Source organism: Geodermatophilus sp. URMC 64 (assembly GCF_053502555.1).
On sequence record NZ_CP199955.1, the window covers coordinates 2,977,230 to 2,993,573 of the forward strand.

14 protein-coding genes are annotated in these 16,344 nt (G+C 76.2%); 1 reads left to right on the forward strand and 13 read right to left on the reverse strand.

Features of this window, described 5'->3' with window-relative positions; all coding sequences use genetic code 11:
* Positions 1-34: 34 nt before the first annotated feature.
* From ACWIYF_RS14540 to steA, 8 genes are all read right to left on the reverse strand, one after another.
* The gene (locus tag ACWIYF_RS14540; RefSeq protein WP_448623539.1) at positions 35-634 is read right to left on the reverse strand and encodes an NUDIX domain-containing protein; all 600 of its coding nucleotides are present in this window, start codon (positions 632-634) and stop codon (positions 35-37) included.
* A gap of 77 nt (positions 635-711) precedes the next feature.
* Positions 712-2,445, reverse strand: a complete 1,734-nt coding sequence (locus ACWIYF_RS14545; protein ID WP_448623540.1) for a CTP synthase — start codon at positions 2,443-2,445, stop codon at positions 712-714.
* Positions 2,420-4,762: a hypothetical protein gene (locus ACWIYF_RS14550; protein ID WP_448623541.1), complete on the reverse strand. Its 2,343-nt coding sequence runs from the start codon at positions 4,760-4,762 to the stop codon at positions 2,420-2,422. The genes ACWIYF_RS14545 and ACWIYF_RS14550 overlap by 26 nt, the downstream gene beginning before the upstream one ends.
* Complete coding sequence (locus ACWIYF_RS14555) at positions 4,759-5,937, reverse strand: glycosyltransferase family 4 protein (RefSeq protein ID WP_448623542.1); 1,179 nt, start codon at positions 5,935-5,937, stop codon at positions 4,759-4,761. The genes ACWIYF_RS14550 and ACWIYF_RS14555 overlap by 4 nt, the downstream gene beginning before the upstream one ends.
* On the reverse strand, positions 5,930-7,558 hold the full coding sequence (gene murJ / locus ACWIYF_RS14560; RefSeq protein ID WP_448623543.1) for a murein biosynthesis integral membrane protein MurJ: 1,629 nt from the start codon (positions 7,556-7,558) through the stop codon (positions 5,930-5,932). Before murJ ends, ACWIYF_RS14555 begins: the two co-directional genes overlap by 8 nt.
* A complete protein-coding gene (locus ACWIYF_RS14565) occupies positions 7,555-8,385 on the reverse strand; it encodes a hypothetical protein (RefSeq protein WP_448623544.1) in 831 nt (276 codons plus the stop codon). Before ACWIYF_RS14565 ends, murJ begins: the two co-directional genes overlap by 4 nt.
* Positions 8,382-9,329: a copper transporter gene (locus ACWIYF_RS14570; protein WP_448623545.1), complete on the reverse strand. Its 948-nt coding sequence runs from the start codon at positions 9,327-9,329 to the stop codon at positions 8,382-8,384. The genes ACWIYF_RS14565 and ACWIYF_RS14570 overlap by 4 nt, the downstream gene beginning before the upstream one ends.
* Positions 9,326-10,513, reverse strand: coding sequence for a putative cytokinetic ring protein SteA (gene steA / locus ACWIYF_RS14575; RefSeq protein ID WP_448623546.1), 1,188 nt, complete (start codon positions 10,511-10,513; stop codon positions 9,326-9,328). The genes ACWIYF_RS14570 and steA overlap by 4 nt, the downstream gene beginning before the upstream one ends.
* A gap of 193 nt (positions 10,514-10,706) precedes the next feature.
* Here steA and ACWIYF_RS14580 point away from each other — a divergent pair, with 193 nt between their 5' ends.
* A complete protein-coding gene (locus ACWIYF_RS14580) occupies positions 10,707-11,573 on the forward strand; it encodes a TetR/AcrR family transcriptional regulator (RefSeq protein ID WP_448623547.1) in 867 nt (288 codons plus the stop codon).
* A gap of 2 nt (positions 11,574-11,575) precedes the next feature.
* Here the strand turns inward: ACWIYF_RS14580 and ACWIYF_RS14585 are convergent, their stop codons facing one another.
* From ACWIYF_RS14585 to ACWIYF_RS14605, 5 genes are all read right to left on the reverse strand, one after another.
* Positions 11,576-12,292 (reverse strand): methyltransferase domain-containing protein, encoded by a 717-nt coding sequence (locus ACWIYF_RS14585; RefSeq protein WP_448623548.1) that lies wholly within the window; start codon positions 12,290-12,292, stop codon positions 11,576-11,578.
* A 142-nt stretch (positions 12,293-12,434) separates the two neighbouring features.
* A complete protein-coding gene (recN, locus tag ACWIYF_RS14590; RefSeq protein ID WP_448623549.1) occupies positions 12,435-14,234 on the reverse strand; it encodes a DNA repair protein RecN in 1,800 nt (599 codons plus the stop codon).
* A complete protein-coding gene (locus tag ACWIYF_RS14595) occupies positions 14,209-15,297 on the reverse strand; it encodes an NAD kinase (RefSeq protein ID WP_448623550.1) in 1,089 nt (362 codons plus the stop codon). Before ACWIYF_RS14595 ends, recN begins: the two co-directional genes overlap by 26 nt.
* A gap of 30 nt (positions 15,298-15,327) precedes the next feature.
* The gene (locus ACWIYF_RS14600; protein ID WP_448623551.1) at positions 15,328-16,125 is read right to left on the reverse strand and encodes a TlyA family RNA methyltransferase; all 798 of its coding nucleotides are present in this window, start codon (positions 16,123-16,125) and stop codon (positions 15,328-15,330) included.
* Positions 16,125-16,307 carry a hypothetical protein gene (locus ACWIYF_RS14605; RefSeq protein WP_448623552.1) on the reverse strand — a complete coding sequence of 61 codons (183 nt, stop codon included), beginning with the start codon at positions 16,305-16,307 and terminating at the stop codon, positions 16,125-16,127. Before ACWIYF_RS14605 ends, ACWIYF_RS14600 begins: the two co-directional genes overlap by 1 nt.
* Positions 16,308-16,344: the final 37 nt, after the last annotated feature.

The following is a 16,344-nucleotide window of genomic DNA, read 5'->3' on the forward strand; positions in this document are numbered from 1 at the left end:
ACCGGCTCAGACGGGACCAGGACGGCGGCGGGCGCTACTCCGCGTCGGCCGGGCGCAGTTTCGCGGACGTCGCCCGTGCCTGCGCGGCGGCCAGCAGCCCGATCACGGCCGAGCCGTTGCGGATGCCGCCGTCGAGCACCCGCCGGACCGCCTCGTCGAGCGGCACCCGCTCGACGGTCATGTCCAGCTCCTCGTGCTCGACGGTGAACCCCTCCGGCCGCTCCACCTCGGAGAGCCCCTCGGCCAGGTAGATCAGCACCTGCTCGTCGCAGAACCCCGGCGTGCTGAAGGAGTTGACCAGCAGCGACCAGCGCTCGGCGGCCACCCCGGCCTCCTCCGCGAGCTCCCGCTTCGCCGTCTCCAGGGGCGGCTCGCCGTCGGCGTCGCGCAGCCCGGCGGGCAGTTCCCAGAGGTAGCCGCCGACCGGGTGCCGGTACTGCCGCACCAGCACGACCCGGCCCTCGTCGTCGACGGCCGCGACGCACACCGCGCCGATGTGGCGCACCACCTCGCGGACGCTGTCGCCGCCCCCCGGCATGGCGACGGTGTCCTTGACCAGCGTGATGATCCTGCCCTCGTGCACCGTCTCGGTCTTGAGGACCTCGTACTCGCCCGGCCGAGCCGGTTCCACCACTTAGACCTCCTCGCTGGCGCTCGTCGGCCACGTGGTGGACCACGCTCTGCTCATCGGTGGCCTCGCAAGCTCGGCCACTAGATGCCGACCTTCTCGGCCTCGTCGTCCGGCACCGGCAGCCGCGCCGACTCGCAGTAGTCGATCGCGGCACGCACGAACGCCCGGAACAGCGGGTGCGGCCGGGTCGGCCGGCTCTTCAGCTCCGGGTGGGCCTGGGTGCCGACGAAGAACGGGTGGACCTCGCGCGGCAGCTCGGCGAACTCGACCAGCAGGCCCTCCGGCGAGGTGCCGGAGAAGACCAGCCCGGCCTCCTGCAGCCGGTCGCGGTAGTCGTTGTTGACCTCGTAGCGGTGCCGGTGCCGCTCGGTGATGTCGGTGGAGCCGTAGGCCTCCGCGGCGACCGAGCCGCGCTCCAGCGCCGCCGGGTAGCTGCCCAGCCGCATCGTGCCGCCCATGTCCCGCTCGCCGGCGACGACGTCGACCTGGCTGGCCATGGTGGCGATGACGGCGTCCGGGGTGTCGGGGTCGAACTCGGCGGAGTTCGCCTTCTCCAGCCCGGCCACGTTGCGCGCGTACTCGATGACCATGCACTGCAGGCCCAGGCACAGCCCGAGCGTCGGGATGCCGTTGATCCGGGTGTGCCGGATCGCGCCGAGCTTGCCCTCGATGCCGCGGACGCCGAAGCCGCCGGGGACGCAGACGCCGTCCACCCCGGCCAGCGCCTTCTCCGCACCCTCGGGGGTCTGGCAGTCGTCGGAGGGCACCCAGCGGATCTCCACCCGGTTGCGGTGGGCGAACCCGCCGGCGCGCAGGGCCTCGGTCACCGACAGGTAGGCGTCGGGCAGGTCGATGTACTTGCCGACCAGCGCGATGGTGATCGTCTGCTTGGGCTTGTGCACCCGGTCGAGCAGGTCGCCCCACACCGTCCAGTCGACGTCGCGGAACGGCAGGCCGAGGCGGCGGACGACGTAGGCGTCCAGGCCCTCCCGGTGCAGCACCTTGGGGATGTCGTAGATGGACGGGGCGTCGGCGCAGGAGATGACGCCCTCGGCCTCGACGTCGCACATCAGGCTGATCTTGCGCTTGAGGCCGTCGCCGATCTCCCGGTCGGAGCGGCAGACCAGGGCGTCGGGCTGGATGCCGATGCTGCGCAGCGCGGCGACCGAGTGCTGGGTCGGCTTGGTCTTCAGCTCACCGGACGGCGCGATGTAGGGCACCAGCGAGATGTGCAAGAAGAAGCAGTTGTCACGGCCGATCTCGTGCCGCACCTGGCGGGCGGCCTCGAGGAAGGGCAGCGACTCGATGTCGCCGACCGTGCCGCCGATCTCGGTGATGACGACGTCGACCCGGTCGCTCTCGTCCCGCGGCTCGGCGCCGGCGAGGATGCGGGCCTTGATCTCGTTGGTGATGTGCGGGATGACCTGCACGGTGTCGCCGAGGTACTCGCCGCGCCGCTCCTTGGCGATCACGTCCGAGTAGACCTGGCCGGTCGTGACGTTGGCCCGGCCCGACAGGTCGGTGTCGAGGAACCGCTCGTAGTGCCCGATGTCCAGGTCGGTCTCCGCGCCGTCCTCGGTGACGAAGACCTCGCCGTGCTGGAACGGGTTCATCGTCCCGGGGTCGACGTTGAGGTAGGGGTCCAGCTTCTGCATGGTGACCCGGAGGCCACGGCTGGACAGCAGGGCGCCGAGCGAGCTGGCGGTCAGTCCCTTGCCGAGTGAGGACACGACCCCGCCGGTGACGAAGACGAACTTCGTCGGCTGGGAGTTGTGCAGGAGCCCGTAGTCACGCATTCCATGCGGTCGATCCACGGGAGACCACCGTAACACGGTCGGCTCCCGCGACCCCCTCGTCGGAGGGAGTGCCGTCGGTCTCGCGCGGCGCCGCCGCCAGCCACACCAGCAGCGGGACGAGCAGCGCGGCGGCGGTGGCGGGGACGGCGACCCCCGAGTCGTTGACCGCCGCGCCCAGGGCCAGGCTCAGCGCGACCGCCAGCAGCCCCGCCCTCAGCGCGGCGGCGTCGTCCCGCGGCAGCCCGGAGCGCCCGCCGCGCAGCAGCCCCCCGGGGCGGACCAGCCACCAGGCCGCCACCAGCGCCACCGGGAGCATCCACGCCAGGGAGCTGCCGAGCAGGATGTCGAGGTTGGCCGAGGCCTTGCGGCTGACCACCGTCCACGCCTCGCCGGTGAGCAGCTGCTCGACGAACCGGCCCAGGTGGGTGCGCTGGTCGGCCGGCCGCAGCCAGTCGAGGAACGCGACCGTGCCGACCGCCACGACCGCCGCGCCGAGGATCACCGCCAGCCGGGCCACGGTCACCCGGGTGCGGGTGAGCAGCATCGCCAGCAGCAGGAACCCGGGCACCGAGGCCAGCACCCCGCCGAAGTCGCGCCCCAGCTGCGGCGCGCCGATCAGACCGACGACGACGACCATGCAGGCCAGCACCGTGCCGGCGACGGCGCGGCGGGCCCGCTCCGGCCGCGCGCGTCGCCCGACGGCGGTGGCCAGCGCCGCAGTGGTCAGCAGCGCGGTGGTCGAGAGCAGCCCGAAGGAGAGGTTGCCGAAACCGGTGAACCGGCCGGCCACGATCGCGTCGTAGCCGAGCAGGCCGTTCTGCTCGAGGTTCGAGCCGGTCAGGACGTCGCCGACGAGCGTGGCCAGGGTGACCAGGGCCAGGACCCCGGCCGGACCGATCCGCCGCCGGCGCCACGGGCCGAGGGAGGCGACGGCGACCACGAGCAGATCGGCGGCGAGCACCGCCCCCACCAGTGCCCACCGCGGCGCGCCCGCCCGCTCCCACGGGGCGAAGTCGGCGAGGTACGTCGCGACGGGGAGCGCCGCGACGCCGAGGGCCAGGGCGCGCAGCGGCCGCCGGGAGCCGGCGCCGGCCGGCGCGACCGCCCGGCGGAGGCGGCCGAGCCGCCAGCCGCCGAGCAGCGCCAGGCCCAGGCCGACGAGGACGGCGTTCACCGCCACCAGGCACCAGAAGAAGGCGCTGGTGCTGCGGTAGTGGACGCTCGCGGCAGTGTTCATCCGGTCCAGCTGCGCCACGGCCTGCGCGAGGCCCGGCCGCTCCCCCGCCGACTGCACCGGCTCGCCGTTCATCGACGCCGGGCGGTCCAGGCCCAGCGCACGCAGCGCGGTCGGGGCGACGTCGATGAGCTGGACGTACGGCGTCCGCCCGGTGCTGGACGAGGTGAGCCAGCCGTCGGGCTCGAAGCCGGGACCCGACGCCATCGCGACGTGCAGCTGCGGCCGGCCGTCGTTGACCTCCGAGATCCCCACGACGAGCAGCAGCGCGGGGTCGGGCAGGGCCTCCGCGGCGGCGCGCAGCTGCCCCACCGCGGCGTCGACGACGCCGAGCGCCGCGTCCCGCGAGCCGGGGTCGGTGCCGGTGTCGGTGGTCTCCACGCCCGGCCGGCCCGCGTCGGTGAGGTCGTCGACGCTGACCAGGGTGAGCGGGCACGCGGTCAGCAGCGCGCCGACCGCGGCGGGGTCGGCGGGCAGCTCGTCGGTGCTGGTGAGCCGGACGTCGGGCCGCGCGACGGCCACGGTGGCGGCCCGGCCCACCACCGAGGCGCAGCCGACCTGCTCGCCGAGCACGCCGGGCTCCGCGCCGAAGCGGGCGGTCGCCTCGTCCTCGGCGATCCGCCCCACGGTCGCGACCGGCTCGGCGAGCCCGACGCTGGCGACCTGCTCCTGCAGGCCGCAGTGCGAGAGGGAGGCGTCCACCGGCGGCTCGGGCGACGGCGCACCGGAGGACGGCGGCGCTCCGTTGGGGTCGTCGGGCAGCGGCACCGTCGGCAGCGGCACCGGCGGGATCTGCTCGTCCGCGCCGGGGAACCGGGCCCGGTTGCCGGCGCCGAGGGTGGCCCAGCCGTCGAGCAGGCAGCTGGTGCCGCGCGCGGCCCGCACCGAGAGCGCCCCGATCGAGGACTCGCCGGCCAGGTCCCACAGCTGCGGGGTGGTCTCCGGGCCGACGTCGTCCCACACCAGCCCGGGCACGCCGACGACCAGGACGCGCGACGCCGCGTAGGGCTCGTCGGCACCGTCCGCCGCGCCGGCGGGCGCGACCAGCGCCAGCAGGGTCGCGAGCACGGCGGCCAGGACGGCGGCGCACCGGGCCCTCACGGCGGACCGTCCTCCGGATCGCCCAGCAGCTCCCGGTACACCGCGACCACCTGTCGGGCGGTGGCCGCCTCGTCGGGCCAGGTCGCGGCCTGCCGCGGGCCGGCCGCGGCGAGCTGCTCCGCCCGCGCCGGGTCGGTGAGCACGGTGACGACGGCCTCGGCGAGGGCCGCGGCGTCGCCCACGGGCACGAACTCGGCGGCCGCGCCGAACAGCTCCGGCATGCCGCCGGCCCGGGTCGCGACGAGCGGCGTCCCCGCCCGCAGCGCCTCCTGCCCGGTGAACGGGCTGCCCTCCCAGCGCGACGGCAGCACGCAGAGGTCGGCCGTGGCCAGCAGGTCGGCGACGTCGTCCCGGCGGCCGAGCAGCCGGACCGGCAGGTGCTCGGCGGTGATCCGGGCCGCGAGCTGGTCCTGCAGCGGCCCGTCGCCGGCGATCGCGACCAGCGGGGCCGTGTCCAAGCGGGCGTCGCCGCTCCACCGGGCGACGGCGTCGAGCAGCACGTCGTAGCCCTTCTGCGGGTGCAGCCGGCCGATCGCGACGACCAGCGGCCGGGTGCCGTCGACGCCGAGCTCGGCGCGGACCTCGGCGCGCGGGCGCTGCGCGGGCGGCCGGGGCGGCGCGATCGCCGGGGCGAGGCGGACGTCGCGGGCCCCCAGGCGGCGGGCGTTGGCCGCCAGGTCGGCGGAGACGGCGAGAACCAGGTCGGCCGCGCGGACCGTCACGCCCTCCAGCCGGCGCAGCAGCGCCTGCTTCGGGCCGGCGCCGTCCTGCAGGGCGTTGTGCAGGGTCAGCACGAGCGGGCGCCGCCGCCGGTCGAGCCGACGGGCCATCCGCTCGGCCATGGCCGCCACCAGGCCGGCGCGCAGCCCGTGGGCGTGCACCAGGTCGGCGCCGGCGGTGGCCCGCCGCAGGTCGACGACGGCGCGGGCGTCGGCGACCGGCGCCAGCCCCGCCGAGATGCCGACCGGCCGGAAGTCCGCCCCGGCGGCGGTGAAGCCGAACAGCTCCTCGGTGGCCGGCGCGCCCGAGACGGTGACCTCGGCGCCGGCCGCGGTCAGCGCGGGGACGACGGCACGCACGTGCGAGCCGACGCCGCCGGCGCTGGTGGCCAGGACCTCCGCGATGGCGCGGCCCGAGAGGGCGCGGCCGCCATCCGGAGGCGACAGCTCAGCCACCGTGCACCTCCTGCCGACCCGACGCGCGCAGCCCGCGCACCGCCGCGGTCAGCGGCCTGCGCGCGGTTCCCATGATGACCGCCCCCGCGACGACCGCCACCACCGCGGCGACCACGACGCCGGCGCCCACCGCGGCCGGCGCGCCGCCCGGCGGCACCGGGTCGACCCCGAGCAGCCGCGCCACGAGCAGGCCGGCGGCCGCGCCCAGGGCCGCCGCCAGCAGCGCCGGGACCCCCACCCGCAGCGCGCCGGCCAGCGCCGGCCGCCCGGCGACCCGGGCGACGACGGCCAGGAGGGTGAGGCCGGCCACGGTGACCCCGAGGCTGTGCCCCGCGCCGAGGGCCAGGCCGCGGTCGCGCGCGGGCAGGCTGCCGGCGAGCACCACGTCGGCGACGACGGCGAGCAGCCAGCCGCCCACGACGCACACGGTCGGCGCCTTCCACAGCCCGCGGGCGTAGAGCGCGCGGGTGAGCAGCGCGACCAGCCCGTAGCCGACCAGGCCGGGGGCGAACGCGATGACCGTGTCCCGCAGCGCCGCCACGTCGGCGTCGGAGCCGGTGGCCAGGAACACCCGCGCCATCGGCCCGGCCACCGCGACCAGCACCGCGGCGGCGACCGCGGTGCCCACGAGGACGAGGACGGCGACCGGCGCCAGCGACCGCCGGTAGCCCTCGTCGTCGCCGAGCTCGGCGGACTCGGCCAGCCCCGGGTAGGCCGACGTGGCCAGCGGCACGGCCAGCGCCGCCCACGGGACGAGGAAGACGGTCAGCCCCGCCGCGTAGACGACCTGCGTGCCGTCGGGGGCGCCGTCGTTGGCCAGCCGGATCGCGACCGCGGCGACCAGCTGCTGCCCGGCGAGGGTGAGCACCCCGGCGAGGGCCAGCCGGCGGACCCGCGGCGCCGCCCCGACCGGGAAGCGCAGCGACGGCCGCAGGCCCAGCCGCAGCCGCCGCACCGGCACGAGCAGGCTCAGGCTCAGCGCGGCCACGCCGAGCGTCGTCCCGACGCCGAGCACCAGTTCCGCCGGGGTGGACAGGCCCTCGACGTCGCGGCTGCCGCCCAGGGCGGCGAAGACCAGGTAGGCAGTGGCGACGACGACGCTGGACAGCAGCGGTGCCAGCGCGGGGGCGGCGAAGCGGCGGTGCGCCTGCAGGACGCCGGTGAACACGATGCCGATGCCGTAGAGCACGACCTGGGGGGCGAAGACGAGCAGGAACCGCGCGGCGAGGGCCACCTTCGCGCTGTCGCCGTCCCCGCCGAGCAGCAGCCGGGCGATCGGCTCGGCGAGCACGGCGACGAGCACGGCCAGCGGGGTGAGCACGAGCAGCGCCCAGCCGAGCAGCGCCGACGCCGTCCGCCGGACCTGCTCGGCGTTCCCGGCGGCGATGCCGCCGGCCAGCATGGGGACGACGAGGCCGGCCAGCGCCCCGCCGGCGACGACCTCGAAGACGATGTTCGGGACGGTGTTCGCGGCGGTGTAGGTGTCACCGGTGCTGTCGGCGCCGACCGCGTTGGTGAAGACCAGCGTGCGGCCGAAGCCGGCCAGCCGGGCCAGCACCGTGAGGACGGCGATCAGGGCCGCCGCGCCCGCGACCCCTTGCGCGACCCTCCGGGCGGTCACGGTCTCCGGCCGAGCCGGTCCAGCTCCCGCAGCCCCGGCGTGGCCTCGATGACCTTCGTGAAGCTGACCTTCTCGCTGGCCAGGGTCAGGGCGGTGATCGCGGCGAGCAGGGCCGCGCGCGGCCCGCGGCCGGGGAGCTCCGCCAGGCGCAGACCGACCAGCGCGCCGAGGGCGTTGGCCCCGCAGTCGCCGAGCATGACCCGCTCGCCGAGGTCCTCGGGCAGCACGGCCACGGTCGCGCCCAGCGGCCCAGCGACCAGCCCGCCGGCCGGCCCGCCGAGCGTGGCGGCCGCGGCGATCACCCCGGCCTTGCCGGCGCGGCCGGGCCGCAGGTCGAGCAGGTTGACCAGGTTCGCCGTCCCGGCGACCAGGCCGGTGGTGAGGACGCCGTCGACCAGGGACCCACGCCCCCGCCGGGTCAGCAGCGCGGCGACGGCGGCCGCGGCGCCGATCCCGGCGACCTTGACCGCGCCGGCCGAGACGCGCCCGGCGCGCAGCGCCCGCAGGTGCCCGGAGAACCCCTTGTCGCCGGCCTGCTCGGGGCGCGCGCCGGCCAGGTCGTCGTAGCCGCCGACCAGCCCCGCGACGCCCCCGGCGACCGCGGTGGCCGCCCGGGAACCGACCGGCGCGCCGAGCACCGCGGTGACCGTGGCCGAGGCGGCAAGGGCCGGCCCGCCGAGCAGCGTGACCGGGCGCCCGGCGTAGTTGGTGCGCCGCCACGCGGCGCCGGCCGGGCGGGCGGTGAGGGCGGCCGCGCCGGCCAGGGCCACCCGGGCGGCGACCGCACCGGCCAGGGCGAGCAGCGGGCGGCTGCTCCGGCGGGTCACTGGGTGGCGGCCGGGACCGGCGGCACCGGCTGGGTGTCCTCCCCCGTGCCGTACTTGCCCGAGGTGCCCTCCCCCTCCCGGCCGAGGGCGAGGACGGTGCTGATCTGCCCGGAGATGGTGTCGACGTTGTCGACGGTCGAGATGGCCGCCGACGTGGTCGGGTCGCCGCGCAGCACGCCCACCAGGCCGTTGTCGCCGGCCGCGGCGGTGTCGCCGGAGACGACCGCGCCGGAGCCGGCCGCGTCCAGGGCGGCGGCGAGCTGGACCAGCGTGGTGTTGCGCTGCTCGGCGTCCTCGCCCTGGAACCCGCCCGAGGTGAGCAGCACCGCGTAGTTGGCGGGGGTGACCGACGCGCTGTCCTGGGCGAGGACGTCGAGCGCCGAGAGCCCGGCGAGCACCGAGGAGAGGTCGGCGGTGTTGGGGGCCGGCGCGCCCTTCGGCACCATGAGCACCTGGGCCAGCAGCGCGGCCACGAGCTGCCCGGCGTCCCCGCTCTCCGGCAGCTGCACGCCCGCCGGCAGGCCGGAGCCGGTCACGTAGCTCTCCAGGGCCGACGCACTGGAGGGGTCGCTGAACTCCGGCTGCAGCCGCAGCGTGCCGGTGACCGTGCCGCCGGCCTGGCCGACGAGGGCGGTGACCTCCTCGACGGTGTCGGTGGAGACCTGGTCGTTGGTGACCACCAGGACGACGCTGCTGCCGGTCAGGGCGCCGTCGACCAGGGCCGGGGCGACGGCGGCCTCGAAGGCGTTGCTGGTCTCCTGCTGGGCCTGCACCTGCTGGGTGACGTCCTCGAGGTCGCGCTTGTCCTGCTCGAGGGCGCTGACCTGGCCGCGCAGGTCGTCGAGGATCGGGCCGTTGAGCTGGGTGGTGCCGATGACGATCCCCAGCGCGATCGCGAGGAACACCGCGATCAGCGAGACCAGGTGGTAGCGGAAATCGATCACGAGAAGAGGTTCTCCAGCCAGAACACGAAGCTGTTCCATTGGTCGACCAGCAGGTCGAGGTAGACGCGGCCGGCCGAGGACACCCACAGGGCCGAGCCGATGGCGATGAACGCGGCCAGCACCAGCACGACCAGCGCCGCGGTCGAGATGCGGCTGCGGTACAGGCGGCTCACGCCCTTGGCGTCGACGAGCTTGCCGCCGAGCCGCAGCCGGGTGAGGAAGGTCGAGGCCATGCCGCCGCGGCCCTTGTCGAGGAACTCGACCAGCGTGGCGTGGGTGCCGACGGCGACGATGAGCTTGGCGCCCTTCTCGTCGGCGAGCAGCATCGCGATGTCCTCGCTGGTGGCCGCGGCCGGGAAGGTGATGGCGTCGACCCCGAGGTCCTGCACCCGCGCCAGGCCGGGGGCGCGGCCGTCGGCGTAGGCGTGCACGACGACCTCGGCGCCGCACCGCAGGACGTCGTCGCTCACCGAGTCCATGTCGCCGATGATCATGTCCGGCTGGTAGCCGGCCTCCCGGAGCGCGTCGGCGCCGCCGTCGACGCCGATGAGCACCGGCCGGTAGTCGCGGATGTAGGACCGCAGCGCCGCGAGGTCCTCCTTGTAGTCGTAGCCGCGGACGACGACCAGCACGTGCCGGCCCTCGATCTGCGTCTCGACGTCGGGGACGCCCACGCCGTCGAGCAGGAGCGCGCGCTCCCGCTTCATGTACTCCATCGTGTTGGCCGCGAAGGCCTCCAGCTGGGTGGACAGCCCCGCCTTCGCCTCGGCCATCGCGGCGGCCACCGACTCGGCGTCCTGCACCGCGCCCTCGGCGACGACCTCGCCGTCCTCGGTGTGCAGCTTGCTGCCCTCGAGGCGGACCCGGCCACCCTCCTTGAGCTTGCTGAACACCTCCTTGCCGACGTCGTCGATCAGGGGGATGCCGGCGGAGACGAGGATCTCCGGGCCGAGGTTCGGATAGCGGCCGGAGATGCTGGGCGCGGCGTTGACCACGGCGGCCACCCGGCAGGCCACGAGCGAGTCGGCGCTCACCCGGTCGATGTCCTGGTGGTCGATCACGGCGATGTCACCGGGCCGCAGCCGCTTGGTCAGGTTCTTGGTGCGACGATCCAGGCGGACGGTCCCCGACACGCCAGGCGCCGTGTCCTGGGCCCGGCTGCGTCGCAGGGTGCCGATGCGCATGGCCTTCATGCTCGCACGCGCGCCGCGGGCGCCCGTCGTCCGACGCGCACGCACGGCCGATGCGCCACCGCGATCCACCAGTTACGCACTGTGCGCGACACCACGCGAGCGCGACACGCCGGCCGTCCCGCTTCCGCGGGACCGTTACCGAACTGTGTCTAGCGTGACGCCCGTGATTGGTGGGACGTCGGCCGTGAGCCCAGCAGCGACCGTCCCCGGCCCGAGGGCCGACGGAGCGCCGCCCGGAGGCGAGGCGGGCGTCCGTGCGGTCCCGGACGAGCTCCGGCGCGCCGACCAGGGCGCCGCCGGCGACCTCGCGGAGGCGGCCCCTGACCCGGCCGCCGCGACGGGAGCGCCGGACGGCGCCCTCCCGCTCGACGGTTCGGCGCCCGAGGGCGTGTCCGCCCCCCGCGGCAGGCGGAGACTGCGGGGGGCGGGCATCCGGGAGCGCCGGCGCCAGCAGACGCGGGCGCGGATCGTCGACGCCGCCGCGGAGCTGTTCGCCGAGCGCGGGTTCGACGCGGTCAGCGTGGTGGAGATCGCACAGCGGGCCGGCGTCGTCGAGAAGACGGTGTTCAACCACTTCCCCGTCAAGGAGGGGCTGGTCTTCGAGGCCGACCCGCCGATGCGGGCGGCGCTGCTGGACGCCGTCCGCTCCCGCCCGGCCGGCGAGTCGGTGGCCGCGGCCGCGGGCAGCTTCGTCGTCGCCGCGGTCAGCATGCTCGGCTCGCCGGAGGCGGCCGCCGGTGTGGCCGAGATGGCCGGGATCATCCGCGGCAGCCGCACGCTGCAGGTCCGCGAGCGGGAGATCCTCGACGGCCTGACCACGGCCCTGGCCGGGCTGATCGCCGCGGAGACGCGGGCGGAGCCCGGGGCGCTGGAGCCCTGGCTGACGGCGCACGCCGTCCTGGGCCTGTACGCCGCGCTGCTCGATCTGGCCCGGGACCGCGTACTGGCCGGCGCCGCCGGGCCGGAGCTGTCGGCGGAGCTGCGGGCCCGCGGTGAGCGCGGCCTGGCCCTCCTGCAGTTCGGCCTCGCCGGCTACGCGAAGCGGAGGTAGGGCTACCCGGCGATCTGCAGGGCCCGCAGGAGCTGGGCGGCGCGGTCGCCGGGGATGTCGGGGTCCTGGGTGAAGAGCGCGACGGCGACCATGTACTCGCCCTCGCCGGCCCAGCCGCGGCCGTCGGCGCAGATCCGGCGGATGTGCTCGCGGACCTTCGGCTCGCTGCTGTAGGCCCCGTAGTCCAGGCCCATCGCGAGGAAGTTGGCGACCCGGTAGCCGAGGTCGCCGGCGGTGGTGACGGTGCCGACCGGGTCGGCGTAGCTGGCGACGGCGACGACGACGTTGGGGAAGCCCGCCTTGAGCAGCTGCAGCACCAGGTCGTTGCCGCGCACCCCGCCCCACAGCTCGGGCATGAGGATGTCGCTGTCGGGGGCGGGGATGTAGGGCGGGTTGGCGATCACCGTGGACACCCGCGGGGCACCCGAGGAGTCGGCGGCGTCGAAGAAGTCGCCCAGCTCGACGGTGTACCGGTCGGCGACACCGCGGGCGGCGATGTTGCGCCGCGCCCGCTGCACCGACTCTGCGCTGATGTCGTAGCCGGTGACCCGCAGCTCCGGCAGCGACCGGACGACGTCGGCGACGGCCGAGGCGTCACCGGTGCCGAGCTCGACGACACCCTCCTCCGCCCAGCCCAGCTGGCGCCGGTACTGCTCGAGCAGCATGCAGACGGAGAAGCCGTAGTGGGCCGACTCGTCAGCCGAGGAGAAGCAGCTCACCGCAGCCGCCCCGCCGTCGTTCCGGCGGAGCGGGAGTGGCCGGGAATCGCCTCGTGACAGCTGCCCACGCAGACAGCCCTACCCCCGTCGCCGGAGAAGTACGCGGGACGTCACCCGGTCGTGCGCGGTGTTCCTCCGGGCTTCACCCGCGCGCCTGAGCCGCGACGGCCAGCAGTTCCCGGGCGTGCGCCTGGCCGGTGTCGCTGTCGGCCAGCCCGGACAGCATCCGGGCGAGCTCGCGCACGCGGTCCTCCCCCTCGACGGCCCGGATGTCGGTGGCGGTCACCCCGGCATCGGTGTCGGGTGACTTGTCGACGACGAGGTGCGTGTCGGCGAACGCGGCCACCTGCGCGAGGTGCGTGACGACGACGACCTGGTGGTCGCCGGCCAGCCGGGCCAGTCGCCGGCCGATCTCGCCCGCGGCCTGGCCGCCCACCCCGGCGTCGACCTCGTCGAAGACCATGACCGGCACCGGGTCGGCGCCGGCGAAGACGACCTCGATGGCGAGCATGACCCGGGACAGCTCGCCGCCGGAGGCACCGCGGTGCACCGGCCGCGGCGGGGCGCCGGGGTGCGGGGCCAGCAGCAGGGCGACCTCGTCGAGCCCTTCCGGACCCGGGTCGTCGGGGTCGGTGTCGACGGAGAAGGACACGCGGGCGCTCTTCATCGCCAGCCCGGCCAGCTCCCGGCCGACCTCGGCGGCGAACCCCTCGGCGGCGGCGCGGCGTCCCTCGGACACCTGCCGGCCGAGCTCCGCGACGTCGGCGCGGGCGGCGTCGCGCTCGGCCTCCAGCTTCTCCAGCGCCTCGTCGGAGACGTCGAGCTCGGCGAGCCGGCCGCGGGCGTCCTCCGCCCACGCGAGGACGCCGGCCAGCCCCTGTCCCGGATCTGCGTACTTGCGCACCAGCGCGGTGATCGCCGCCCGGCGGTCCAGGACCTCGGCCAGCCGGGCGGGGTCGGCCTCCAGGTCGGCGACGTAGCCGGCCAGCTGGACCGAGACCTCCGAGACGACGGCGACGGCGTCGGCGAGGTCCTGGGCGAGCATGACCAGGGCCGGGTCGTCGGCTCCGGCGAGGGCGCGCTCGGCGGTGGCCAGCGCGGTCGTGGCGTCCTGGGGGAATTCCCCTCCCCCGCCGAGGTCGCCGGTGACGTCGCCGACCAGGGCCAGCCGCGCCTCGTCGGCGGCGGCCCGCAGCGCGTCGGCGTCGGCCAGCCGCTTGGCCTGCGTGTCGAGGGCCTCGTCCTCGCCCGGCTCGGGAGCGACCTGCTCGATCTCCTCCAGGCCGTGGCGGAGCACGTCGGCGGCCTGCGCCAGCTCGCGCGCCTGCCCGCGGCGCCGGTCGAGGTCGGCGGCCAGCTCGCGCCAGCGGGCGTAGGCCTCGCGGTAGCGGTCCAGCGTCGCCAGGTGCGCGGCGCCGGCGTAGCGGTCGAGCGCGCGCCGCTGCTCCGCCGGGCGGGACAGCCGCAGCTGGTCGGTCTGCCCGTGGACGGCGAGCAGCCCCTCCGACAGCTCCGCGACCAGGCCGACCGGGACGCTGCGCCCGCCGAGGTGCGCGCGCGAGCGGCCCTCGGCGCTCACCGTGCGGGCCAGGATCAGGCTTCCGTCGTCGTCGGGCTCGGCGCCGGCCTCGCTCGCCCGCTCCCACACCGGGGAGTCGGTCGGGAGGACCAGGCGGCCCTCGACGCCGGCCCGGCCACCCGCGCGGACCCGGCCGGGGTCGGCCCGGCCGCCGAAGAGCAGCGTCAGGCCGGTGACCACCATCGTCTTGCCGGCACCGGTCTCGCCGGTGACGACGGTGAGGCCGCGGCCGAGCTCGAGAGTGGCGTCGTCGATGGAGCCCAGCCCGCGGATTCGCAGCTCGGTCAGCGCGCCGAGCCGCCGGTCCGCCCGCGGCGCGGCAGTGGACGTCGTCGGCCTAGGCGTCGTCGTGCGCGACGGCACCGCTCACCTCCCCGGCGCCCGGGGCGCCACCCTCGCCGTCCGGACCGTCCCGGTCGGGGAACGGCCCGCTGACGATGTCGCGGGTCAGCACGTTGCGGGTCGGCGGCAGCTCGTGGCCGGGGCCCTGGTGGTGCTGGCGGGGCCGGGCGTCGCGGAAGCCGCGGACCGGCAGCCCGAACTTGGCCACCAGCCGGTCGCCGAAGCTCGCGGAGTGGACGCGGGCGATGCGCACCGGCCGGTCGGCCCGGCGGACGTCGACCCGCCCGCCGTCGGGGACCTCGATGGCCCGCCGTCCGTCGGCCGAGACGCGCGCCGTGTTGCCGTCGGCCGGGACCGACACGGTGAGCACCGAGTCCGGCGAGGTGACCAGCGGCCGTGCGAACAGCGCGTGCGCGTTGGTGGGCACCAGGAGCAGCGCCTCGACGTCGGGCCACACCACCGGGCCGCCCGCGGAGAACGCGTAGGCGGTGGACCCGGTGGGGGTGGCGCACAGGACGCCGTCACAGCCGAAGCTGGTCAGCGGCCGCCCGTCGATGGAGATGACGACGTCGAGGACCCGCGAGCGCTCGGTCTTCTCGATCGAGGCCTCGTTGAGCGCCCACGTGCCGCCGACGAGGCCGCCGTCGCCGTCGAAGACGTCGGCCTCGATGGCCAGCCGCCGCTCGACGGAGTACTCGCACCGTTCGATGGCGGTCAGGGTCTCCTCGACGGCCTCGGGCTCGGTCTCGGCGAGGAAGCCGACCCTTCCCAGGTTGACGCCCATGAGCGCGGCGTGGGTGTAGCGGGCCAGCTCGGCGGCCCGCAGGAACGTGCCGTCGCCCCCGAACACCATGACGATCTCGGCGCCGCGGGCGGCCTCGGCGTCGGGCGGGACGATCTCGGCTCCCTCGATGTCCAGGGCCGGCGCCTCCTCCTCGAGCACCCGGACGGTGATGCCGGCCCGGGCCAGCCGGGCCGCGGACGTCTGCGCCAGCTCGACGATGTCGCGCCGGCCGGTGTGCACCGTGAGCAGCACGTGCCGCCCGCGGCCGGGGGTCCAGCTCCCTCCGCCGGTCTCAGTCACGAAGCCTCCTCGTCGAGGTTCTTGCCGGAATCACTGCGGGCCCTCCTGCACGGCCCGCCGGATGTCGTCCTCCCGCACCGGCCTCGCATCGCGGCGCAGCCACAGGAAGAACTCCACGTTGCCCGCCGGACCGGGCAGCGGGCTGGCCACGACCCCGGCGGTCCCCCAGCCGAGCGACGCGGCGGCGCTGGCCACCTCGAGCACGGCGGCGGCGCGGTGCTCGGGGTCGCGGACCACACCACCGGCGCCGAGCCGTTCCCGGCCGACCTCGAACTGCGGCTTGACCATGGGCAGCAGGTCGGCGCCCTCGCGGGCGCAGGCGGTCAGCGCCGGCAGCACCAGCCGCAGGGAGATGAACGAGAGGTCGGCGACGACCAGGTCGACCGGGCCGCCGATCGCGTCGGGGGTCAGCGTGCGGACGTTGGTGCGCTCGTGGACGTGCACCCGCTCGTCGGTGCGCAGCGACCAGGCCAGCTCGCCGTAGCCGACGTCGACGGCGACCACCTCGGCCGCGCCGCGGCGCAGCAGGACCTCGGTGAAGCCGCCGGTGGAGGCGCCGGCGTCGAGGGCGCGCCGGCCCTCGACCGGCACCGGGAACGCCTCCAGGGCGCCGAGCAGCTTGTGCGCGCCGCGGGAGACCCACGTGGGCGCGTCGGGATCGGTGCGCACGACGACCGGTGTGCCCGCCTCGACGCCGGTCGCGGGCTTGGTCGCGGCGCGCCCGGAGACGGCGACGCGGCCCTCGGCGATGAGCGCGACGGCGTGCTCACGGGATCGGGCCAGGCCCCGCCGCACGAGCTCCGCGTCGAGTCGGCTGCGGCGAGGCATCAGAGTTCGTCGATCGTGCCGAGTTCGCGCTGCAGCCGGGCGTGCTCGGCCTCGAAGACCTCGACGTGCTCGGCGACCGGCCGCGCCTCGAGGCCGGCGAACCGCGGGTCGGCGGACCGCTGCTGCCCGCCGTCCGGCGTCGGGTCCTCCGCCCGGGCGCCGGGCGGACGGGGCTCGGTCATGGCGCTCGCCCTCTCGCGTGGGAGCCGCCGTCGCGGG